This is a genomic window from Erythrobacter aurantius (assembly GCF_023823125.1).
Taxonomy (GTDB): Bacteria; Pseudomonadota; Alphaproteobacteria; order Sphingomonadales; family Sphingomonadaceae; genus Erythrobacter; species Erythrobacter aurantius.
This window is the reverse complement of the sequence record NZ_CP090949.1, coordinates 2,529,494-2,550,531: the sequence shown is the minus strand read 5'-3', so window position 1 is coordinate 2,550,531 and position 21,038 is coordinate 2,529,494. Positions and strand designations below refer to the sequence as shown.

At 61.8% G+C, this 21,038-nt stretch carries 32 protein-coding genes; 28 read left to right on the top strand and 4 right to left on the bottom strand.

The window, feature by feature from the left end; translation table 11 throughout:
* The 28 genes from rplB to L1K66_RS12100 all read left to right on the top strand — a co-directional run bounded on the left by rplB (position 1) and on the right by L1K66_RS12100 (position 17,315).
* Complete coding sequence (gene rplB / locus L1K66_RS12235) at positions 1–837, top strand: 50S ribosomal protein L2 (protein WP_252258121.1); 837 nt, start codon at positions 1–3, stop codon at positions 835–837.
* A 7-nt stretch (positions 838–844) separates the two neighbouring features.
* Positions 845–1,120, top strand: a complete 276-nt coding sequence (gene rpsS / locus L1K66_RS12230; protein WP_034954468.1) for a 30S ribosomal protein S19 — start codon at positions 845–847, stop codon at positions 1,118–1,120.
* Positions 1,120–1,500, top strand: a complete 381-nt coding sequence (gene rplV / locus L1K66_RS12225; RefSeq protein ID WP_034954466.1) for a 50S ribosomal protein L22 — start codon at positions 1,120–1,122, stop codon at positions 1,498–1,500. Before rpsS ends, rplV begins: the two co-directional genes overlap by 1 nt.
* 3 nt (positions 1,501–1,503) lie before the next feature.
* Positions 1,504–2,199, top strand: a complete 696-nt coding sequence (gene rpsC / locus L1K66_RS12220) for a 30S ribosomal protein S3 (RefSeq protein ID WP_034954464.1) — start codon at positions 1,504–1,506, stop codon at positions 2,197–2,199.
* Between the two features lie 21 nt (positions 2,200–2,220).
* A complete protein-coding gene (rplP, locus tag L1K66_RS12215) occupies positions 2,221–2,658 on the top strand; it encodes a 50S ribosomal protein L16 (protein ID WP_034954463.1) in 438 nt (145 codons plus the stop codon).
* Complete coding sequence (gene rpmC / locus L1K66_RS12210) at positions 2,658–2,867, top strand: 50S ribosomal protein L29 (protein WP_034954462.1); 210 nt, start codon at positions 2,658–2,660, stop codon at positions 2,865–2,867. The genes rplP and rpmC overlap by 1 nt, the downstream gene beginning before the upstream one ends.
* 10 nt (positions 2,868–2,877) lie before the next feature.
* Positions 2,878–3,168 carry a 30S ribosomal protein S17 gene (rpsQ, locus tag L1K66_RS12205; RefSeq protein ID WP_034954461.1) on the top strand — a complete coding sequence of 97 codons (291 nt, stop codon included), beginning with the start codon at positions 2,878–2,880 and terminating at the stop codon, positions 3,166–3,168.
* A gap of 72 nt (positions 3,169–3,240) precedes the next feature.
* On the top strand, positions 3,241–3,609 hold the full coding sequence (gene rplN / locus L1K66_RS12200) for a 50S ribosomal protein L14 (protein WP_034954460.1): 369 nt from the start codon (positions 3,241–3,243) through the stop codon (positions 3,607–3,609).
* 2 nt (positions 3,610–3,611) lie between these two features.
* On the top strand, positions 3,612–3,932 hold the full coding sequence (rplX, locus tag L1K66_RS12195) for a 50S ribosomal protein L24 (RefSeq protein WP_034954458.1): 321 nt from the start codon (positions 3,612–3,614) through the stop codon (positions 3,930–3,932).
* Positions 3,925–4,503, top strand: coding sequence for a 50S ribosomal protein L5 (gene rplE / locus L1K66_RS12190; RefSeq protein WP_252258120.1), 579 nt, complete (start codon positions 3,925–3,927; stop codon positions 4,501–4,503). The genes rplX and rplE overlap by 8 nt, the downstream gene beginning before the upstream one ends.
* Positions 4,504–4,549: 46 nt before the next feature.
* On the top strand, positions 4,550–4,855 hold the full coding sequence (gene rpsN, locus L1K66_RS12185) for a 30S ribosomal protein S14 (RefSeq protein ID WP_252258119.1): 306 nt from the start codon (positions 4,550–4,552) through the stop codon (positions 4,853–4,855).
* An 11-nt stretch (positions 4,856–4,866) separates the two neighbouring features.
* The gene (rpsH, locus tag L1K66_RS12180) at positions 4,867–5,262 is read left to right on the top strand and encodes a 30S ribosomal protein S8 (RefSeq protein WP_034954455.1); all 396 of its coding nucleotides are present in this window, start codon (positions 4,867–4,869) and stop codon (positions 5,260–5,262) included.
* Complete coding sequence (gene rplF, locus L1K66_RS12175) at positions 5,262–5,795, top strand: 50S ribosomal protein L6 (RefSeq protein WP_252258118.1); 534 nt, start codon at positions 5,262–5,264, stop codon at positions 5,793–5,795. Before rpsH ends, rplF begins: the two co-directional genes overlap by 1 nt.
* Position 5,796: 1 nt before the next feature.
* Positions 5,797–6,141, top strand: a complete 345-nt coding sequence (gene rplR, locus L1K66_RS12170) for a 50S ribosomal protein L18 (protein ID WP_034954453.1) — start codon at positions 5,797–5,799, stop codon at positions 6,139–6,141.
* A 2-nt stretch (positions 6,142–6,143) separates the two neighbouring features.
* Positions 6,144–6,854, top strand: coding sequence for a 30S ribosomal protein S5 (rpsE, locus tag L1K66_RS12165; RefSeq protein ID WP_252260506.1), 711 nt, complete (start codon positions 6,144–6,146; stop codon positions 6,852–6,854).
* A 6-nt stretch (positions 6,855–6,860) separates the two neighbouring features.
* On the top strand, positions 6,861–7,037 hold the full coding sequence (gene rpmD / locus L1K66_RS12160) for a 50S ribosomal protein L30 (protein ID WP_252258117.1): 177 nt from the start codon (positions 6,861–6,863) through the stop codon (positions 7,035–7,037).
* A 142-nt stretch (positions 7,038–7,179) separates the two neighbouring features.
* Entirely contained in the window at positions 7,180–7,623 is a 444-nt protein-coding gene (locus L1K66_RS12155) for a hypothetical protein (protein ID WP_252258116.1), read from the top strand.
* A gap of 150 nt (positions 7,624–7,773) precedes the next feature.
* Positions 7,774–8,289 (top strand): 50S ribosomal protein L15, encoded by a 516-nt coding sequence (rplO, locus tag L1K66_RS12150; protein WP_252258115.1) that lies wholly within the window; start codon positions 7,774–7,776, stop codon positions 8,287–8,289.
* A 120-nt stretch (positions 8,290–8,409) separates the two neighbouring features.
* Positions 8,410–9,774 (top strand): preprotein translocase subunit SecY, encoded by a 1,365-nt coding sequence (secY, locus tag L1K66_RS12145; protein ID WP_252258114.1) that lies wholly within the window; start codon positions 8,410–8,412, stop codon positions 9,772–9,774.
* A 77-nt stretch (positions 9,775–9,851) separates the two neighbouring features.
* On the top strand, positions 9,852–10,499 hold the full coding sequence (locus L1K66_RS12140; RefSeq protein ID WP_252258113.1) for an adenylate kinase: 648 nt from the start codon (positions 9,852–9,854) through the stop codon (positions 10,497–10,499).
* Positions 10,500–10,563: 64 nt separating this feature from the next.
* The gene (locus L1K66_RS12135; RefSeq protein WP_252258112.1) at positions 10,564–11,325 is read left to right on the top strand and encodes an SRPBCC family protein; all 762 of its coding nucleotides are present in this window, start codon (positions 10,564–10,566) and stop codon (positions 11,323–11,325) included.
* Positions 11,326–11,642: 317 nt separating this feature from the next.
* Entirely contained in the window at positions 11,643–12,011 is a 369-nt protein-coding gene (rpsM, locus tag L1K66_RS12130; protein WP_034954442.1) for a 30S ribosomal protein S13, read from the top strand.
* 57 nt (positions 12,012–12,068) lie between these two features.
* Positions 12,069–12,458, top strand: a complete 390-nt coding sequence (rpsK, locus tag L1K66_RS12125) for a 30S ribosomal protein S11 (RefSeq protein ID WP_007164597.1) — start codon at positions 12,069–12,071, stop codon at positions 12,456–12,458.
* Positions 12,459–12,583: 125 nt separating this feature from the next.
* Positions 12,584–13,639 (top strand): DNA-directed RNA polymerase subunit alpha, encoded by a 1,056-nt coding sequence (locus L1K66_RS12120; RefSeq protein WP_252258111.1) that lies wholly within the window; start codon positions 12,584–12,586, stop codon positions 13,637–13,639.
* An 80-nt stretch (positions 13,640–13,719) separates the two neighbouring features.
* On the top strand, positions 13,720–14,136 hold the full coding sequence (gene rplQ, locus L1K66_RS12115; RefSeq protein WP_252258110.1) for a 50S ribosomal protein L17: 417 nt from the start codon (positions 13,720–13,722) through the stop codon (positions 14,134–14,136).
* An 85-nt stretch (positions 14,137–14,221) separates the two neighbouring features.
* A complete protein-coding gene (locus tag L1K66_RS12110) occupies positions 14,222–15,673 on the top strand; it encodes a serine hydrolase domain-containing protein (RefSeq protein WP_252258109.1) in 1,452 nt (483 codons plus the stop codon).
* Between the two features lie 134 nt (positions 15,674–15,807).
* The gene (locus L1K66_RS12105) at positions 15,808–16,377 is read left to right on the top strand and encodes a hypothetical protein (protein ID WP_252258108.1); all 570 of its coding nucleotides are present in this window, start codon (positions 15,808–15,810) and stop codon (positions 16,375–16,377) included.
* A gap of 131 nt (positions 16,378–16,508) precedes the next feature.
* Entirely contained in the window at positions 16,509–17,315 is an 807-nt protein-coding gene (locus L1K66_RS12100; RefSeq protein WP_252258107.1) for a hypothetical protein, read from the top strand.
* Here the strand turns inward: L1K66_RS12100 and L1K66_RS12095 are convergent.
* From L1K66_RS12095 to L1K66_RS12080, 4 genes are all read right to left on the bottom strand, one after another.
* On the bottom strand, positions 17,306–17,992 hold the full coding sequence (locus L1K66_RS12095; RefSeq protein ID WP_252258106.1) for a trimeric intracellular cation channel family protein: 687 nt from the start codon (positions 17,990–17,992) through the stop codon (positions 17,306–17,308). The genes L1K66_RS12100 and L1K66_RS12095 overlap by 10 nt on opposite strands.
* Positions 17,989–18,687 carry a PepSY domain-containing protein gene (locus L1K66_RS12090; protein ID WP_252258105.1) on the bottom strand — a complete coding sequence of 233 codons (699 nt, stop codon included), beginning with the start codon at positions 18,685–18,687 and terminating at the stop codon, positions 17,989–17,991. The genes L1K66_RS12095 and L1K66_RS12090 overlap by 4 nt, the downstream gene beginning before the upstream one ends.
* 24 nt (positions 18,688–18,711) lie before the next feature.
* The gene (locus L1K66_RS12085) at positions 18,712–20,070 is read right to left on the bottom strand and encodes an amidase family protein (protein ID WP_252258104.1); all 1,359 of its coding nucleotides are present in this window, start codon (positions 20,068–20,070) and stop codon (positions 18,712–18,714) included.
* 101 nt (positions 20,071–20,171) lie between these two features.
* Positions 20,172–21,029, bottom strand: a complete 858-nt coding sequence (locus L1K66_RS12080) for a hypothetical protein (protein ID WP_252258103.1) — start codon at positions 21,027–21,029, stop codon at positions 20,172–20,174.
* Positions 21,030–21,038: the final 9 nt, after the last annotated feature.

Here is a 21,038-nt window from a genome sequence, read left to right as displayed (position 1 = left end):
ATGGCACTCAAGAACTATAAACCGACAAGCCCGGCTCGCCGCGGCCTGATCCTGGTCGACAAGTCGACTCTGCACAAAGGTGGCCCCGTCAAGGCGCTGACCGAAGGCAAGCGCAAGACCGGCGGTCGCAACAACAAGGGTCACGTGACTTCGCGCGGCATCGCCGGTGGTCACAAGCAGAAGTACCGCTTCATCGACTTCAAGCGTCGCAAGTGGGACATGCCGGCAACGGTCGAGCGGATCGAATACGATCCCAACCGCACCGCCTTCATCGCGCTGCTCAAGTACGAAGATGGCGAACTGGCCTACATCATCGCTCCTCAGCGCCTTGCTGTGGGTGACACGGTCGTCGCTGGCGAAAAGACCGACACGAAGCCGGGCAATGCCATGCTTCTGGGTCAGATGCCGGTCGGCACGATCTGCCACAACGTCGAGATGAAGCCGGGCAAGGGCGGTCAGATCGCCCGTTCGGCAGGCGCTTACGTCCAGCTCGTCGGTCGTGACCGTGGCATGGTCATCGTTCGCCTCAACTCGGGTGAACAGCGTTACCTGCGCGCCGATTGCATGGGTACGGTTGGAGCGGTTTCGAACCCTGACAACCAGAACCAGAACTTCGGCAAGGCCGGTCGAACCCGTTGGAAGGGCCGTCGTCCGCTTACCCGTGGTGTCGCAAAGAACCCGGTCGATCACCCGCACGGTGGTGGTGAAGGCCGCACCAGCGGTGGCCGTCACCCGGTGACCCCGTGGGGCAAGCCGACCAAGGGCGCCCGTACCCGCAACAACAAGCAGACGGACAAGATGATCATCCGTTCGCGCCACGCGAAGAAGAAGAGGTAACTAGGCAATGGCACGTTCCGTCTGGAAAGGTCCGTTTGTCGAGCTCAGCCTTCTCAAGAAGGCCGAAGAGGCACAGGACGCTGGAAACTCGAAGCCGATCAAGACCTGGTCGCGTCGTTCGACGATCCTCCCGCAGTTCGTTGGTCTGACGTTCAACGTCTACAACGGGCAGAAATTCATCCCCGTTTCGGTTTCGGAAGAAATGGTCGGTCACAAGCTTGGTGAATTCGCGCCCACGCGCAACTTCCCCGGCCACGCTGCCGACAAGAAGGGCAAGCGCTAATGGGCAAGGCAAAGTCTCCCCGCCGCGTTGCGGACAACGAGGCACTGGCCGTCGGCACCACCATCCGTGGTTCGGCGCAGAAGCTTAACCTCGTTGCCGAACTGATCCGCGGCAAGAAGGCCGAAGAGGCCATGAACATCCTCGCGTTTTCGCGCAAGGCGATGGCCAAGGATGCCAGCAAGGTTCTGGCTTCGGCGATCGCCAACGCGGAAAACAACCATGATCTCGACGTCGATGCTCTCATCGTTGCCGAGGCTTCGGTGGGCAAGTCGATCACCATGAAGCGGTTTCACACTCGTGGCCGTGGCAAGTCGACCCGCATCCTGAAGCCGTTCAGCAAGCTGCGCATCGTCGTTCGCGAACAAGCAGAAGAGGCGTAAACCATGGGCCAGAAGAGCAATCCGATCGGTCTGCGCCTGCAGATCAACCGCACCTGGGACAGCCGCTGGTACGCCGAAGGGCGTGACTATGCGCGTCTGCTCAAGGAAGACATCGAGATGCGCAAGTACATCCTTGCGAACCTGCCGCAGGCAGCCATCTCGAAAGTCGTGATCGAGCGTCCGGCCAAGCTGTGCCGCGTTTCGATCTACGCTGCCCGTCCGGGTGTCATCATCGGCAAGAAGGGCGCAGACATCGAAAAGCTGCGTTCGAAGCTGTCGACCATGACCGAAAGCGAAGTAAAGCTGAACATCGTCGAAATCCGCAAGCCGGAAATCGACGCCAAGCTCGTCGCTCAGGGCATTGCCGACCAGCTGGTTCGCCGTGTCGCCTTCCGTCGCGCCATGAAGCGTGCGGTTCAGTCGGCGCTGCGTCTGGGTGCCGAAGGCATCAAGATCGTCTGCGGCGGCCGTCTGGGTGGTGCAGAAATCGCTCGCGTCGAATGGTATCGCGAAGGTCGCGTTCCGCTTCACACGCTGCGCGCCAACATCGATTACGCTGAAACCGAAGCGCTGACTGCTTATGGCATCATCGGCATCAAGGTCTGGATCTTCAAGGGCGAGATTCTCGCCCATGACCCGACCGCGCAGGATCGCCTGATGATGGAAGCTCAGACTTCCGGCGTGCGTCCGGCTCGCTGATTGCAGGATAGGTAAGAGAAAATGCTGCAACCGAAGAAAATGAAATATCGCAAGGCCTTCAAGGGCCGGATCAAGGGCGATGCAAAGGGCGGTACCACGCTGAACTTTGGCGCCTATGGTCTGAAGGCTCTTGAGCCGGAGCGTATCACCGCTCGCCAGATCGAGGCTGCTCGTCGTGCCATCACGCGCGCGATGAAGCGTCAGGGTCGTCTGTGGATCCGCGTCTTCCCGGACGTGCCGGTGTCGAAGAAGCCGGCCGAAGTTCGTCAGGGTAAGGGCAAGGGCTCGGTCGAATACTGGGCAGCTCGCGTCAAGCCGGGCCGCATCCTGTTCGAACTGGACGGCGTCCCCGGTCCGCTTGCCGCGCTTGCGTTTGAACGCGCCGCGATGAAGCTGCCGATCAAGACCAAGGTCGTGGCCCGACTGGGCGACACCTCGCACCTGGGAGGTGACAAGTAATGGCAAACGCAATCGAGGATCTTCGCACGAAGACTGATGATCAGCTCAGCGCCGAGCTCACCGAGCTGAAGCGTGAGCAGTTCAACCTGCGCTTCCAGGCAGCGACCAACCAGCTCGAAAAGCCTTCGCGCATCCGCGAAGTGCGTCGCACGATCGCCCAGATCAAGACGCTGCAGAACGAGCGCGCTGCTTCGGCAGCCAAGGCTTAAGGAGTAGACAATGCCGAAACGTATTCTGATCGGGACCGTCACCTCCGACAAGACCGACAAGACTGTAACCGTTCTGGTCGAGCGCAAGGTGAAGCACCCGCTTTACGGGAAGATCATCCGTCGTTCGAAGAAGTATCACGCCCATGACGAAGCCAATGAGTACACCATTGGCGATGTCGTGCGGATCGAAGAGACCAAGCCGATCTCCAAGACCAAGACCTGGGCCGTCAAGGACCGTGTCGTGGCCGGCGGGGTGCAGGCGATCGAAGCCGATCTCGATGTCGAGGCGGCAGGACAGTAATCTGACGTAGGAACTGCCAGGCCCCGGCCAGAAATCGGGTGTCTTGGCAAGCCAAGAGAAGGAAACGGATCAATGATCCAGATGCAATCCAATCTCGACGTCGCGGACAACAGCGGCGCTAAGCGCGTCCAGTGCATCAAGGTGCTGGGCGGGTCGAAGCGTCGTTTTGCCTCCGTTGGCGACGTGATCGTGGTTTCCATCAAGGAAGCCCAGCCGCGCGCAAAGGTGAAGAAGGGCGACGTTCATCGCGCCGTCATCGTGCGCACCAAGAAGGACGTCCGCCGCCCCGATGGCAGCGTGATCCGCTTCGACAGCAACGCCGCCGTGCTGGTCAACAAGAACGAGGAGCCGATTGGCACCCGTATCTTTGGCCCGGTGGTTCGTGAACTGCGTGGCCGCGGCTTCATGAAGATTATCTCGCTCGCTCCGGAGGTGCTCTGATCATGGGTGCTGCAAAGATCAAGAAGGGTGACAGCGTCGTCGTTCTGTCCGGCAAGGACAAGGGCCGCACCGGCACCGTCAGCAAGGTCATGCCGAAGGATGGCAAGATCGTTGTCGAAGGCGTCAACGTCGCAACCCGTCACCGCAAGCCCAGCCAGATGAACCCGCAGGGTGGCATTGAGCGTTTTCCCGCTCCGATGCACATCTCCAAGGTCGCTCTGGCCGATCCCAAGGATGGCAAGCCCACCCGCGTCCGTTTCGAAGAAAAGGACGGCAAGAAGGTGCGTGTTGCCGTGAAGAGTGGGGAGACCATCGATGGCTGATTACACGCCTCGCATGAAGGCCAAGTATGACGAGGAAATCGTCAAGGCCATGACCGAGAAGTTCGGCTACGTGAACCGTCTTCAGGTTCCCAAGCTCGAAAAGATCACGCTCAACATGGGCGTGGGCGAAGCGAGCCAGGACAAGAAGAAGGTGACGACGGCTGCCGAGGAAATGGCGCTGATCGCTGGTCAGAAGCCGGTTATCACCAAGGCGAAGAAGTCGATCGCACAGTTCAAGCTGCGCGACGGCATGCCGATCGGCTGCAAGGTCAACCTGCGCCGTGACCGCATGTATGAATTCCTCGACCGTTTGGTGACCATCGCGATGCCGCGTATCCGCGACTTCCGTGGCCTCAACCCCAAGTCGTTCGACGGCCGTGGCAACTACGCCATGGGCATCAAGGAACAGATCATCTTCCCCGAGATCAGCTACGACAAGATCGAAAAGGTCCGGGGCATGGACATCATCATCACCACCACCGCCAAGACGGACGAAGAAGCGCGCGAACTGCTGCGCCTGTTCGGTTTCCCGTTCCAGGGCGAAGCTGGCGAACAGAAGGAAGCGGCGTAAGCCGTTTCCTTAGACACAAGACACGAAAGAAGAGAGCTTAAGTCCAATGGCGAAACTGAGTTCGATCAACAAAAACGAGCGTCGCAAGAAGCTCGTCCAGAAATACGCAGCGAAGTACGAAAAGCTGAAGGCGATCGCGGATGACGAAAGCCTCGACGAGACCGAGCGTCTGATGGCCCGGCTCAAGATGGCTGAGATTCCGCGCAATGCGAATCCCACTCGCGTGCGCAATCGCTGCGCCACCACCGGCCGCCCGCGCGGCTACTACCGCAAGTTCGGCATCAACCGTATCGAACTGCGTCAACTCGGCAACCGGGGCATGATCCCTGGTCTGACGAAGTCGAGCTGGTGAGGAACTGACAGATGGCTATGACCGATCCTTTGGGTGATATGCTCACCCGCATCCGCAACGGCCAGCGTGCGAAGAAGGACAGCGTCCTTTCGCCCGCTTCCAAGCTGCGTGCGAACGTTCTCGAAGTGCTCACCCGCGAAGGTTACATTCGCGGCTACAGCGAAGACGAGAGCGGCCCGCACAAGGCGCTGCGGATCGAACTGAAGTACTTCGAGGGCGAGCCTGCGATCAAGCATGTCGCTCGCGTTTCCAAGCCAGGCCGCCGCGTCTATTCGGGATCGCAGGATCTTCCGACCGTGCGCAACGGCCTTGGCATCACCATCGTCTCGACCCCGCGCGGTGTCCTTTCGGACGCTGAAGCGCGCGCCAACAAGGTCGGCGGCGAAGTGCTCGCGGAGGTCTTCTGATGAGCCGCATTGGTAAAAAGCCGGTCGCGATCCCCGCGGGGGTGACGGCCAATATCGACAACGGCACGCTCAGCGTGAAGGGGCCCAAGGGCACCCTTTCGATGGGCCTGTCCGACCTGATCGACTACAAGGTCGAAGACGGTCAGATCGCCGTGAACCCGGCCAACGACAGCAAGCAGGCTCGCGCCTTCTGGGGCATGCAGCGCACGCTCGTCGCCAACCTGGTTGAAGGTGTGACCGAAGGTTTCACCAAGACGCTTGAAATTTCGGGCGTTGGTTATCGTGCCAAGGCGCAGGGCAACACCCTGAAGCTTGAGCTCGGTTTCAGCCACGACGTCGATCTGCCGGTTCCCGATGGCCTGACGGTCAACACTCCGGATCAGACCACGGTCGAGATTTCCGGCATCGACAAGCAGGCCGTTGGCCAGTTTGCTGCCGAAGTCCGCGAATTCCGTAAGCCTGAGCCTTACAAGGGCAAGGGTATCAAGTATCGCGGCGAGTACATCTTCCGCAAGGAAGGGAAGAAGAAGTAAGATGGCAAAGCTTTCCCTTTTCGAACGTCGCCGCCGCCGCGTCCGCACCGCGCTTCGCGCTCGTGCCGGTGGCAAGCCGCGTCTGTCCGTGCACCGCACCGGCAAGCACATCTACGCCCAGATCATCGATGATGCCCAGGGCAAGACCGTTGCTGCCGCTTCGACCCTCGGTTCGAAGGCTTCGGGTGCGAATGTCGATGCCGCCGTCCAGGTGGGCAAGGACATCGCCGCTGCCGCCAAGAAGGCTGGCGTGACCACTGTCGTGTTCGATCGCGGCGGGTTCCTTTTCCATGGCCGCGTCAAGGCGCTGGCCGATGCCGCTCGCGAAGGCGGGCTGGAGTTCTGATGATGGCTGAAGAAAACAACATCGAAACCACCGAAGCTCCGGCGGAAGCCACCGAAACCGGTGCCGAAGAGCAGCAGGGCCGTGGTCGCGGTCGTGGCCGTGGCGGCCGTGACGGTGAAGGCCGTGGTCGCGGTCGTGGCGGTCGTGACGATCGTCGCGGCAAGCGCGAGGAAGAAGACGACGGCATCATCGAGAAGCTGGTGCACATCAACCGCGTGTCCAAGACGGTGAAGGGCGGTAAGCGCTTCGGTTTCGCCGCTCTGGTTGTGGTTGGTGACGGTCAGGGCCGCGTCGGCTTTGGTCACGGCAAGGCCCGTGAAGTGCCGGAAGCCATCACCAAGGCTACCGCAGCCGCTCGCAAGAAGATGATCCGCGTCCCGCTCAAGGAAGGTCGCACGCTGCACCATGACGGCAACGGCCGTTTCGGTGCCGGCAAGGTAACCGTCCGCACCGCGCCTCCGGGTACCGGCATCATCGCCGGTGGTCCGATGCGCGCCGTGTTCGAAAGCCTGGGCGTTGCAGACGTGGTGACCAAGTCGGTCGGCACTTCGAACCCCTACAACATGATCCGCGCCACCTTTGACGCGCTGCAGGACCAGACTTCGCCGAAGTCGGTTGCCCAGCGTCGCGGCAAGAAGGTCGCTGACCTGCTCGGTCGCGGTGGTGCAAGTGCAGCCGAGGCAGAAGCCGAAGCTGCGGCTATTGTGGAGTAACGATCAATGGCTACCATCAAGATCAAGCAGATCGGTTCGCCGATCCGTCGCCCTGAAAGCCAGCGCAAGATCCTCATCGGTCTCGGGCTGAACAAGATGCACAAGGTCGTCGAGCGTCAGGACACCCCCGAGGTGCGCGGTGCAGTCGCCAAGATCCCGCATCTGGTGAAAGTGATCGACTAAGCGCGATCGCCTGCAACGAAACAATCAAAGCCCCGGTCGTTCGGCCGGGGCTTTTTTTATCCGCTATGCCGACTCAGATGCGGGTGATACTTATTGGGGCGGGCCGCTTGATCGGGAATGCGAGGGGAATGACGTGAGGGTAATGACAAAGATCGCACTGTCGGCCGCGGGGGCCATGGCGCTTGTTGCAGGCGCCGGTGTTCCGGCTCTTGCCCAGAACAGCCATCAGGATCTGGTCAATAGCCTGCTTGATGCGGCAGAGGGGCTTGCGCGCAACAACGGCTACAATTCGACCCATTCGCGCTACAACGGCCAGCTGAGCGAAGGTCAGGAAAAGCAGGTCACGATCGATCTCGATGCCGGAACCAGCTATATGATCATCGCGCAATGCGATGGCGATTGCTCGGACATCGATCTGTGGTTGTATGACGAGAACAACAATCTGATCGACGAAGACGTGCTGGATGACGACACGCCGATCGTAGAAGTCACGCCGATCAGGAACGCCCGTTTTCGCATCCGGACGCGCATGATCACCTGCAATGTCGAGCCGTGCTATTACGGCATTGGTGTGTACGGCCAGTAATCCGCGCAGTCTTTGGCTACAGACCGGGGCAGGGCGCCTTTGCGCGCCCGATTGCCCCTTGCGCCGCGCGCTCCCCTCCGCTAGGGGCGCCGCTTCCATAGCGCGTAGCCCCGTGGTGGGGCCGTCAGAAAGCGAAAGCGAGTGCACACAATGAAACTCAACGACATCCGTGACAATTCCGGTGCCCGCAAGGGCCGCATGCGTGTGGGCCGTGGTATCGGCTCGGGCAAGGGCAAGACCTCGGCACGCGGTCAGAAGGGCCAGAAGAGCCGTTCGGGCGTGGCGATCAAGGGCTTTGAAGGCGGCCAGATGCCGCTGCACATGCGCCTGCCGAAGCGCGGCTTCAATAATCCGTTCGGCAAGGATTTCGCCGAAGTGAACATCGGCATGGTCCAGAAGTTCATCGACGCCAAGAAGGTCGATGCCAAGAAGGACATCACCGAAGAAGTCCTGCGCGAAGCAGGTCTTGTTCGCGGTGGCAAGGACGGCGTCCGTCTGCTGGGCAAGGGCGAGATCTCGGCCAAGGTCAAGTTCGTCGTCAGCGGCGCGACCAAGGGCGCGATCGCAGCCGTCGAGAAGGCTGGCGGCAGCGTCGAAGTGACCGCGCCGATCAACGCCGAGGTCAAGGCTGCCAAGAAGGAAGCCCGCGCCGCTCGCGGTAAATAATACGACAAAACATGGGGGCAGGGGTTCGACATTGGGCCACCTGCTCCCTACTTATCGTCTCTGAGCCGAGACATCCCCATGGGGAGCGGTCCGGCAAAAGATTAGGATCGACGATACACCATGGCATCACGCGCCGATAATATCGCCAGCAATCTCAACCTTGGCAATTTCGCCCAGGCCACCGAATTGCGCCAACGCATCTGGTTCACCATCGGTGCGCTGATCGTTTTCCGCTTCCTCAGCTTCGTGCCGCTGCCGGGGGTCAACCCCAAGGCGCTGGATGAACTGGCTGCGCAGACGCAGGGCGGCATCATCGACATGTTCAACATGTTCACCGGCGGTGCGCTGTCGAACATGAGCCTCATCGCACTTGGCGTCATGCCTTACATCACCGCGTCGATCGTGGTGCAGATGGCGTCGGCACTTCATCCGACGCTCGCCGCGCTCAAGAAAGAGGGCGCGACCGGGCGGCAGAAGCTCAACCAGTACACCCGTTACGGCACCGTTTTCCTTTGCGCGATCCAGGGCTGGTTCCTGGCGACGGGTCTTGAAAGCTTCGCCAGTTCGCAGGGCATCGCAGCAGTTGTGAACCCCGGCTACGGCTTCCGTGTCGGCGCGGTCATCAGCCTTGTCGGCGGCACCATGTTCCTCTTGTGGCTGGGTGAGCAAATCACCTCGCGCGGGATCGGCAACGGCGTTTCGCTGATCATCATGGCGGGCATCGTCGCCCAGTTTCCGACATTCGCCACCAACCTGTTTGAAGGCGGCCGCACCGGCTCCATCGCACCGGGCATCATCATCGGCTTCATCCTGATGGTCGTCGTGCTGATCCTGCTCATCAGCTTTGTCGAGCGGGCGCAGCGGCGGCTGTTGATCCAGTACCCCAAGCGCGCGACCCAGCGCGGCATGATGCAGGCGGAAAATTCCTACCTTCCGCTCAAGCTGAACACCGCAGGCGTTATTCCCCCGATTTTCGCCAGCTCGCTGCTGCTGCTGCCGCTTACGATTTCGCAGTTCGCGGGCAGTTCGGTGGACACCACCAGCGGTGTCGGTTCGACGATTGTGACGCTCAACCAGTATCTGGCGCATGGGCAGCCGATCTACATGGCGCTGTATTCCGTCCTGATCGTGTTCTTCTGCTTCTTCTACACCGCGGTCGTTTTCGACCCGGAGGACAATGCAGAGAACCTCAAGAAGAATGGCGGCTTCATTCCCGGCGTTCGCCCGGGCAAGCGGACCGCCGATTATCTGGAATACGTCCTCACCCGGATCACCGTGGTCGGCGCGATGTATCTGACCATCGTTTGCGTCGTCCCCGAATACATGATCGCACAAACCGGCATCCCGCTGTTCCTTGGCGGAACCAGCCTTCTGATCGTCGTCAACGTGACGGTGGATACCATCAGCCAGGTGCAGTCGCATCTGCTTGCCCACCAGTATGGCGATCTAATCAAGAAGGCTAAGTTGAAAGGCCGCATGCGCTGACGCATGGAGTGCTGATCAGGCACACATAAGCGCGCGGACACCCAATCGATTCGCGCGTCAAAAGGGGGTTGTTTTTCGTGAACATCATTCTTCTTGGCCCTCCCGGGGCAGGCAAAGGCACTCAGAGCGCCGGTCTGGTCGAGCGCCACGGCATGAAGCAGCTTTCCACCGGAGACATGCTCCGTGCGGCTGTGAAGGCGCAGACCCCTGTCGGGATCGAAGCCAAGGCGGTGATGGATCGCGGGGAACTGGTTTCCGACGACATCGTGTCCGCGCTTATCGACGAAAACCTTGCCGGTATGGATGCGGCGCAAGGTGCGATCTTTGACGGATACCCGCGCACGGCGGCGCAGGCAGATCAGCTCGATGCGCTGCTGGCGAAGCATGGCCGCACGCTCGATCATGTGATCGAACTGGAAGTCGATGTGGACGCTCTGGTCGAGCGGATCACCGGTCGCTTCTCCTGCGGGAACTGCGGTGCGCTCTATCATGACACCGCCAATCCGCCCTCGAAGGAAGGCGTGTGCGACAATTGCGGCTCGACCGAGTTCAAGCGTCGCCCCGACGACAATGAGGAAACCGTACGCACCCGCATGGACGAATACCGCGCCAAGACCGCGCCGATTCTGCCGGGTTACGAAGCGCGCGGGATCGTCACACGGGTCGACGGGATGGCCGGGATCGACGAAGTGGCCGCCGCTGTGGATGCAGTGCTCGCCGGATAACCGATCCGGGCTTTCCAGCCCCTGCCTTATCCCCTAGTGAGCAGGGGACGAGGAGGACGCGATCTTGCGTAAATCAACATTGTTTCTGGCCGGTGCGGCTCTGGCTGCCACTGCTTCGCCTGGGTGGGCCGAAGTGGTGCAGGCTGACGAGGATCACTTCATCACCCGCAACGAGGCGGTGGTGGAGGCCGATCCCAAGGCGACCTGGCTTGCCCTGATCAGCCCGGCGCGGTGGTGGTCGAGCGAGCATACCTGGTCAGCCGATGCCGCCAACCTGACGCTCACCCCGCAGGCCGGCGGCTGTTTCTGCGAACGCATTCCCGAAGTGCAGGACAACGCGCGCATTACACTTGAAGGCAGTGTCGAGCACATGCGTGTGATCCAGGCCTATCCCGAAGTGGCACTGCGGATGAGCGGAGCGCTTGGTCCCCTGCAAAGCGAGCCGGTGACAGGGGTCCTGACGATCGCGATCAGCAAGGTCGAAACGGAGCAGGGCGAGGGTACGCGCATCGTCTGGGAATACAATGTCGGCGGCAAGATGCGCTATCCGGTGCCGGTGATCTCGACTGCGGTTGACGGCGTGATGACACTGCAACTCACGCGCCTTTCCGAACTGCTGGGTCAGGTCGTTGCTCCCAGGGTCCCTTCGCAGGTTGTTGCTCCTGAGCCTGAGCCCGAGCCTGAGTCGGAAACTGATGCTGTGTCCGACGTGGAGGGAGAGGCCCCCATCACGATCGATCCCGAAGCGGTTATCGAGACGGAGGAGCCTCGCGGCGCCAGCGTTGACGAGGCGTTTGACGATCTGGCCAACGAGCCGGGCAGTTAGGTAACGGGCGCGCCAGCCGCTTCCCCTTTTTGACAGGCGGGGGCAAGGTGTATTACGCAGGTTGAAAGCGTGCCGTAGCGGCCGATATGGGCGGCTCGGACAAATCAGCGCGTGCAACGGTTGACGGATCACTCGAATCACCGTAAGCGCGCCGTTCATTCGACACGTTCGAGTCCAGTCCGGCAGGCACTGCCCGTATGCGGTGTGCCAACCGGACTTTTGCTGTTTAAGCATCGGTCTTGTTCATGCCGGGTGTTTTTAGCGTCGAGATAGGGGTGGCCCCAAGGCCAAAGCCCCTGTGGAGCATGGAGAATTAAGTGGCTCGTATTGCCGGGGTAAACATCCCCACCAACAAGCGCGTTATCATCGCGCTCACCTACATTCACGGAATTGGCCGCACCACGGCTGTCCAGATCGCCGACAAGCTTGGCATCCCGCACACCGCGCGCGTTCAGGATCTCACCGATGAGGAAGTCCTGCGTATCCGCGAAACGATCGACGCGGACTACACCGTCGAAGGCGATCTTCGTCGCAACACCGCGATGAACATCAAGCGCCTGATGGACCTCCGCTCGTATCGCGGCCTGCGTCACCGTAACGGCCTGCCCGTTCGCGGCCAGCGCACGCACACCAACGCCCGTACCCGCAAGGGCAAGGCCAAGCCGATTGCAGGGAAGAAGAAGTAAGCACTGGTTTCGACCAGAGGCTTTTCCCTTTTTCCGCATTTATAAGGAACTGGAACAATGGCACGCGAACCCGGCAAAGTAAGGCGCCGCGACAGGAAGAACATCACCAGCGGCGTTGCGCATATCAACGCCAGCTTCAACAACACCATGATCACCATCACCGATGCTCAGGGCAATGCTATCAGCTGGTCCTCGGCAGGGATGATGGGCTTCAAGGGTAGCCGCAAGTCGACCCCGTATGCAGCGCAGGTTGCAGCCGACGACGCCGGCAAGAAGGCAGCCGAACACGGCGTCCGCACCCTCGAAGTCGAAGTGAAGGGCCCCGGTTCGGGCCGTGAAAGCGCGCTGCGCGGTCTTGCAGCGGTCGGCTTCAACATCACTTCGATCCGTGACGTGACGCCGATCCCGCACAACGGCGTGCGTCCGTCCAAGCGTCGCCGCGTCTGACCGATCAAGGGGCGGCGCCGGATGATCCGAGCGCCGCTTCCCGAACGGACTGGCATGACGCTGACGAGCGTCGCCGGCCCGCCCACAACACTGAACCGCTTACGTAAGCGAACTAGGGGAAATCCATGTCCGTCAATATGAAGAACTGGCAGGAACTCAAGAAACCCAACGCTCTTGAAATCAAGGATGGCGGCGACAAGCAGCGCAAGGCCACCTTCGTAGCCGAACCGCTTGAGCGCGGCTTTGGCCTGACGCTCGGCAACGCACTGCGCCGTGTGCTTCTGAGCTCGCTTCAGGGCGCAGCGATCACCTCGATCAAGATCGAAAACGTCCTCCACGAATTCTCGTCGCTCGCCGGCGTGCGCGAAGACGTGACCGACATCGTGCTGAACGTGAAGCAGATCGCGCTCAAGATGGAAGGCGAAGGCCCCAAGCGCCTGCAGCTTTCCATGACCGGCCCGGCAACCGTCAAGGCTGGCGACATCGCTGTTACCGGCGACATCGAAGTGATGAACAAGGACCTTGTCCTGTGCCACCTCGATGAAGGCGCGACGCTGAACATGGAACTCACCGCCGACACCGGCAAGGGCTACTCGCCCGCAGTCCAGAACCGTCCGGTTGATGCGCCGATCGGCCTCATCCCGGTCGACTCGCTGTATTCGCCGGTGCGTCAGGTCAGCTACAAGGTCGAAAACGCCCGCGTTGGTCAGGAACTCGACTATGACAAGCTGTCGCTGACCGTCGAAACCGATGGCACTGTCACCCCTGAAGACGCCGTGGCCTATGCCGCGCGCATCCTGCAGGACCAGCTGACGCTGTTCGTCCACTTCGAAGACGGCATCCCGCAGCCGCAGTCGGCCATGATCGGCCACGCTGCGACCCCGCAGGAAGACGACGCCAACCAGCTCAACCGTTACCTGCTCAAGAAGGTCGACGAGCTGGAGCTTTCGGTGCGTTCGGCCAACTGCCTCAAAAACGACAACATCATTTACATCGGCGATCTGGTCCAGAAGACCGAAGCCGAGATGCTGCGCACGCCGAACTTCGGCCGCAAGTCCTTGAACGAGATCAAGGAAGTTCTCAGCAGCATGGGCCTGCGCCTTGGCATGGACATCCCCGGATGGCCGCCTGAGAATATCGAGGAAATGGCCAAGAAGCTCGAACAAGAGCTGCTCGGCTGAACTGGTACCGGCGGCGCACCATAAGCGCCGCCAGCACTGGGGTACCTGAAACGGCCCCTTTTCGAACGGAGTAAAAGAATATGCGTCACGGAATTTCTCAGCGTAAGCTTGGTCGCAAGTCGGGTCACCGCACCGCCATGTTCCGCAACATGTCGGCCGCGCTGATCAAGCATGAGCAGATCATCACCACGGCCCCTAAGGCCAAGGAACTGCGCCCCTACATCGAAAAGCTCATCACGCTGGCAAAGCGCGGCGGCCTTTCGAACCGTCGTCTCGCCATGAGCCGTCTGGGCGACGAAACCCAGCTGAAGAAGCTGTTCGACGTTCTGGCTGAGCGTTACAGCGACCGCGACGGCGGCTACACCCGCGTGATCAAGGCCGGCCTGCGCGGCAGCGACGCCGCTCCGATGGCCGTGATCGAACTGGTTGACCGCGATGTCGACGCCAAGGGCCAGGATTCGGGCCCTGTGGAAACCAGCGAATACGAAGACGCGTAAGCGTTCTCGCCAAGCGAAATTCGAAGGGCCGGTGGAGCGATCCGCCGGCCCTTTTCTTTTGCGCTGCGCATGGCAAGAAGGCGGGATGAAGACAACCCTCCTTGGCGCACTCCGTGGCCCACTCCTCGGTATAGCCGTCGCCAGCCTCGTCTTGGGCTCCGGCCCCACCTACGCCCAGTCCGCGCAGGACCAGCTCGACGAACGCTACAACCGCGCGCTCGCAGCCGGGTACAAGGCGCTGTTCCTGTGCGGTGCGATTGCGAATGCGGAGAGGAATGGCTCGGAGCGAAGGGAAGAAAGCGTGCACGAATGGGAGCTGACCGGGGTCTACTCAGCCATTGATCCCATCGTGCGCGATCTGGATTATCGAGTGCTGCGCGATGCGGATGGATACATCACCCATGTCGAGGTTGACTGGACTGACGATATGCCGCCCCGCTTTGCCGATGCGGAGCGCGGTGACGGATGCAGGCTTGCCCCTATCGGCCTCGCGCCGAGCATGCCGGAGACGGCGGTACTCGGATCAGAGCAATCATCCGATACCGATAAGGCGAACGAGCCCGCGAGCTTTAACTTCGTGATCGAGGGCGGCGGCAAGGCTCCGCCCTACAAACCCACTGCAATCGATCAGGTTCTCGCCGACGCGCATGAGGACAAGTATGGCGAGGGCACGCGCACTACCGCGGCGCTGGTGCGCATCAATCGGGAGGGCAACGGTCTTGTAGAGTCCGCTCGATATACTGCCGGTTTTGATAACGAGACTCCTCAGCGGACATGGTCAGTCGCCAAGAGCATCGCAGCAACGTTGGTCGGGGTTGCAGCCCATCGAGGTCTGCTCGACGTCAAAGACAGAACTGGTCGCGAGGAGTGGCAACGTGATGCCCGACGTGCGATTACCGTCGATCATCTCCTCCGGATGGCTTCGGGCAGGTATTCCGATACGCCCGGCAACCGCACCGATCCTCTCTACGCTGGCGGCTCGCTGGTTGAAGAGACGGCAACCGACTGGCCGCTGATCAACATGCCGGGAACGCAGTTCCGCTACGCCAACAACGATACGCTGATGGCGGTCAAGGCGATCTCGGATCGGCACGAGGATTTCGACCCCGCGGCATTCTTCAAGGCTGTCGGGAAGGAGCACACCGTTGCCGAAACCGATTGGGCGGGGGACTACATCCTTTCCAGCCAAGTCTGGTCGACCGCGTCCGATCTTGCTGATCTGGGCCAACTCCATCTCAACGACGGCGTTCTTCCCTCGGGTGAACGCATTCTGCCCGAAGGTTGGGTCGAGTACATCTCCACCCCCAGCGGCCCTCAGCCGGACGGGCCGTTCGGCTATGGCGCGGGGTGGTGGTTGATGAACAAGTCGGAAGGCATTCCGTCCGATACCTTCGCCGCTTTCGGCAATCGCGGACAATATGTCGTCGTCGTGCCGAGCCGCAATGTCGTGATCGTGCGGCGAGGTGAGGATCCAGCAGGTAGCCGCTTCGACATTGCCGCTTTTACCCGCGACGTGCTGGCTGCGCTTCCTGAATAGCGTTCAGGTAAAATGCGAGTAACCTGAATATCGGCTGCAAGCCTCGGTCAGAATCACCTCAGAATTGTTCATCTAAAACGGGTTTACAGTGAACGGAAATTCTTCCGCCACTGAAAACCCGAGGATGAACCGAAATGACTGATCTGAAAAAGACCATCACCAAGGCCACGCTCGGGACTGTCGCGGCTGGCGCGATGGCCCTGGCGTCGGCAACCCCTGCCATGGCAGGAGATCGCAACCGCGACCGAGGCGGAATCGACGCGGGCGATGTGATCGCTGGGGCCGTTGTCATCGGCGGCATCGCCGCGCTGGCAGGAGCCTTTGATGGCGATCGCGACCGCCGGTATGATGATCGCCGCTACAATGATCGCCGTTATGATGTCCGCCGCTATCGCGACCGGCACTACAATGACCGCCACTATGGCAATCGCTTCAACTATCGCGGTGGCCACCCTGATCGCGCGGTTCAGCGCTGCGTCAACGCGGTCGAGCGTGAAGCGCGCCGCAACGGCTTCCGCTACGCTCAGGTGACGAGCATCCGCGATGTCGACCGCGAACGGCGCGGCTGGGAGATCGAAGGCCGGATCGAAGTGGCCGACGGCTATCGCTGGGGTCGCGGAGTCGACCGGGGCCGCTTCAGCTGCGACATCCGGCGCGGTCGGATCGTCGACATCGACTTTGACAACATCCGGGGCCTGCGCTGATCGCGGTGGATAACCCGGCATGACAACCAAGGCGGTTCAGGCAAGCGTAAGCCTGGGCCGCCTAACTTTGCGCCCATCATTGAGCGAATGGTGGGCGCTCTCGCACAATTGAGAAACAGGAGGGAGCATTCATGGCTCACCACACCCGCTTGGCCGGATATGCCGGTTTCGTTGCCGCTGCATCGCTGGCGTTCACTCCGGCACAGGCCATGGCCGCCGAAACTGCTGTGGGCGGCGCATTCGGATATTCAAACGCGATCCACGCACAATTTGCTGACGGGCAGGGCGGCACTTTCGGCGCCAGCACCTATGATGCCGATGCGCAGAACGCCGAATGGCGACGCTGTGGCTGGCACGGATGCTGGCGCGGGCACCGCCGTGGCATTCGCGGGGGCGATGTGCTGGCGGGCGTGCTGGTGCTTGGCGGGATCGCCGCGATCGCCAGCGCCGCGAGCAACAATAATCGCCGCCGCGATCGCGATGTTGTTGTGGTGGAGCGTGAGCGGGTTCGCAATGATCGCGACTATGATTACCGCCCCGAAAACCGCCGCACCAATCGCAGCACCACCGGAGGTTCGGGCATCGACAATGCGGTGTCGCAATGCCTCAACGAGATCGAGCGTGATGTGCGGGTCGACAGTGTCGATGGCGCAAGCCGCATCGCGCAGGGCTGGGTGGTCACCGGCACGCTGTTCAACGGATCGGGCTTCACCTGCCAGATCGACAACAGCGGGCGTATTTCCGATATCGATTACGGCGGCTTTTCAGGCTCCGCTGCCGACGGCCAATGGTCCGATCAAAGCTATGCCGATGCACGTGGCGCGCTTGCTGGTCAGCCCTATTCTGGCAACGACCGTCAGCCGCTCGTCCCACTGACTTCGGACAATATGCCGGCCTATCCCGGCGGCCCTTTGCCGGGCGAAACCTATCAGGACTGATCCGTGGAGGAGGAGCGGGGAGTGCTCTCGGTAGTGTTCCCCTCTTTCCCGTCGCCATAGCTGGGCAATCCCAGCTCAAACCGGATCGCCGCCGCACGCAGCGCGAAACCGCAGGCAAAGGCCATGCTCCACACTGCCCAGTCGGGCAGGCCAAGCATAGGTGCGACTTGCATGCCCGCGACTGTCAGCGTCGCGGTGAGAGCTGCGGCGGTGACATAGAGTTCGGGCTGCATGATGATCGAAGGGCGCCCGGCCACGACATCGCGGATCACCCCGCCGACACAGCCGGTGATCACGCCCATCAGCGCAGCGGGCACGGGCGGGATGCCATAGGCGATGGCTTTCGCACTGCCGAGCACGGCATATGCGGCGAGCCCGATTCCGTCGGCATAATCGAGCAGCTTGCCCTCCCAGATACGGACCGGAGTGAACCACGCGATCAGCGCCGTTCCAAGGCATACCGCCGCAACCCACGGATCGGTGATCCAGAACACCGGCGCATCGATCAGCAGATCGCGCACTGTGCCCCCGCCAACGCCCGTCACCAGCGCGAAGAAGCCCATCGTGACGAAGGTCTGCCGTTCCTTGGCCGCGACCAGTGCGCCTGACAGGGCGAAAACGGCAATCCCGATGATGTCGAGAATGTCGAGGATCGGGGTAAGGACAGTCTCGTTCATGCCGCGGAAGCCGTTACCCGTGCCTTGCGGCGGCGGAACATCAGGATGCAGCCGAACAAGGCGCCGACCAGAGACAAGGCCGCGAACAGGATGAGGATCGGATGGCTGGTATCCTCACGTTCCGACAGATCCATAATGTGCAGCCCCCACATGAAGTCGAACCACCGCCACCAGCTGGTGCGCACAGCCTCGATCTCTCCCGTGTCGCGCCCGATATAGACATGCGCGCCGTCCTCCAGCGCGATTTGCCAAACGGGGATCGGGCGACGGAAATCGAACGGCACTTCGTCGGCGTCGAAGAAGGTGATGCTGCGCACCTTGTCTCCGCCCGCGATCCGTTCCGCCGCGATGGCCCGCGCCGCTGGCGCATCGACTGCCGGGATCGGCGCGCCTGTGGCGACATCGACCCGGCTCGTAACGCCATCAAGCGTTGTCAGGATCGCAATCGCGCGCCCGTCTTGCATCCGCATGGTCATCTCGGCCAGCTGCGCGTCGGGCGTGGCCAGATCGCTGCCCGTCATGATCAGCGCCTGCTGCTCGACCGGCAGGCGCAGGTGATTGCCGCGCACCTCGTCAATCGGCTTGACGACCATGAACAGGCCGGTCGCGGTCCACATCGCGATCGGAACGCCGACCAGCCAGCCCAGCCAGATGTGCCATTTGGCAAGGCGCTGCATGATGGGTTTGTTTGCCATGGGGCTCGCCATGACGAATGCCGGTCAGCCGTGCAAGATCTTCCCGATTTCTCCCGCGGCGTGGATGCAGTCGAGATCGCTCATGCGCGGCCCCATGACCTGCATTCCGCAGGGTAGCTGTGACCCTTCGTAATGGCCGCTGCCGATCGGCAGGACTGTGGCCGGAAGGTTGGGGAAGGTGGCAAGGCCCGCCCAGGCAAGCCCGGCTGCGCCCGGAATGTCCTGCCCGTTGACGCGGATCGTGCTGTCGAACACCCGCTTCTCGTTGTGCGGCACCGCCAGCACCGGGGCGGGCGGGGCAAGCACGAAGTCGTAGGTTTCGAACAGGCGCGCCCATTCGAATTCATTGGCGGCCTGCGCGTCGAGCAGGTCGAACCAGTCGGTCGCGCTGGCGCGCTTGCCATTGGGCGCGGGCGCACCGCGCGCCATCGCGGTGTTGAGCATCCGCATGTAATGGCCCTGTTGCGCGGCGAGATCGGGGATCAGCTCGCTGGTACGGTCAACCGTGATGCCCGCCGCGATCAGCGCCGCGATGGCCGCTTCGGTCGGTTCGGATACGCTCGCATCGACGGGGCAGCCGGGATATTCGGTGATCGCCAGCAGGCGGCATTGCTTCAGCGGCTTGCCCTTGCGCGAAAGCGCGTATTGCGCGCCCACCTGCGTCAGGATCGCGAGATCGGCAGCGCTGCGGGCCAGCGGCCCGGCGATGGAAAGCGCGCCGTCATGCGCGGCGACAAAGCCGGGGCGACGCGCCATCATCGGGTGATCATGGCCCTGCTTCGATACCAGCCCCCATGTCGTCTTGTGGCCCCAGACCCCGCAGAAATGCGCCGGAACCCGCACTGAGCCGCCGATGTCGGTGCCATATTCCCCCGCCACCATGCCGCTGGCGACTGCCGCCGCGCTGCCGCCCGACGATCCGCCCGGAGAACGCGATGTGTCATGCGGATTGTTGGTGCGGCCATAGACCGGATTGACGCTCTGCCAATCGGTCAGATCGACCGGCACGTTGGTCTTTCCGATGATTACCACGCCTGCCGCTTTCAACCGCCTGACAAGCTCGCTGTCGCGCGGCGCGATGTAATCGGTCAGCCGTTCATGACCCCAGCAGCTTTGCAGCCCTTCGACATCGAAACTTTCCTTCACGGTCATCGGCACGCCGAACAGCGGCTGGTCACCCACCGGGCCGCTCGCATCCATCGCCTTGGCCGTTGCTGCCGCGCGTTCGAAATCGGGCACGGCAAGCGCGTCGATTTCGGCATCGTAATGCTCGATCCGGGTAATCGCGGCATCGACCGCTTCGGCAACACTCATCGCGCCGCTGCGGATCGCCGCCGCGGTTTCGAGCATCCCCGGTTTGTCGGTCAGTTTCGGATAGGCCATGCGCGGTGTTCCCCTCTCTCTTCCGTCTAAAGGCTTAAGCGAGCAAAGGACGAGGCGCAATCCGATCGGGGCCGGGCCCCTGCCATGGAAAGCGTGCGCAATTATTCGCGAGTCCGCTCCATGAGTTCGAACAATTCGGTCACTCGCAGTTGATCCCGCAGTGCCGCCGCGCCCAGCGCGAGGCCGAAACCCAGGATCGGCGATGCTCCATACCCGATCAGCGGATAGGGGTAGGGCGCCATCACCGCCGCCAGACCCAGACCGATGAGCAGCGCTGCCAAAGTGTAACCTTCGGTGCGCTGCAATTGCGGGTCGACGACCAGATGCCACAGCGGGATCACGAACAGCATCATCGCAAACCCTAGCCCCTGTATGAATGTGCGATCAAACGCGTCGGCCAGAACGCCTTCGGTGAATTGCTGGGGCGTTAGACTCGCGTCCTGAAAGGTGAAAGCGGTCAGACTGAGCGCAAACAGGCTCAACGCCGCAAAGGTCAAGCTGCGATGCAGCCAAGCGAGTGCGGCACCCGCGAGGCCGAGCGCGAGCAGCGCCGCGCCGTCGGATTGCAGCGCCAATGCAAATGCTGCAAGCGCCAAGGGTGCCGCGCCCCACTTCTCTTCGCGCGCGCACAGGACCGCGATGAGCGGCAGCAGCAGCGGGCCGGAATGCAGCGTAATCGGACCCGCCGGAAACCAGCGCGCAACGCCGCCCATTTCCGGGCCTGTCAAAAGCGGCACGAAGAGCAGGGCGGCGCAGGCCCAAGCGATGCCCAGCCTGAAGCGGCGATCCGCTGGCAGCCTTCCCAATGCGATCCATGCGAGCGCAAGAACGAGCGCACCTGCATTGATGAGGATCAGGCGCTGAGGCGCGTCGAAAATGTTGAGGTAGATCAGCCCGCCAACAGCGGGAAAGATCAGCGGAAGAGCGAGGCGGCGACGGTCAAAAACTTGCGCATACATCGCCGCCCC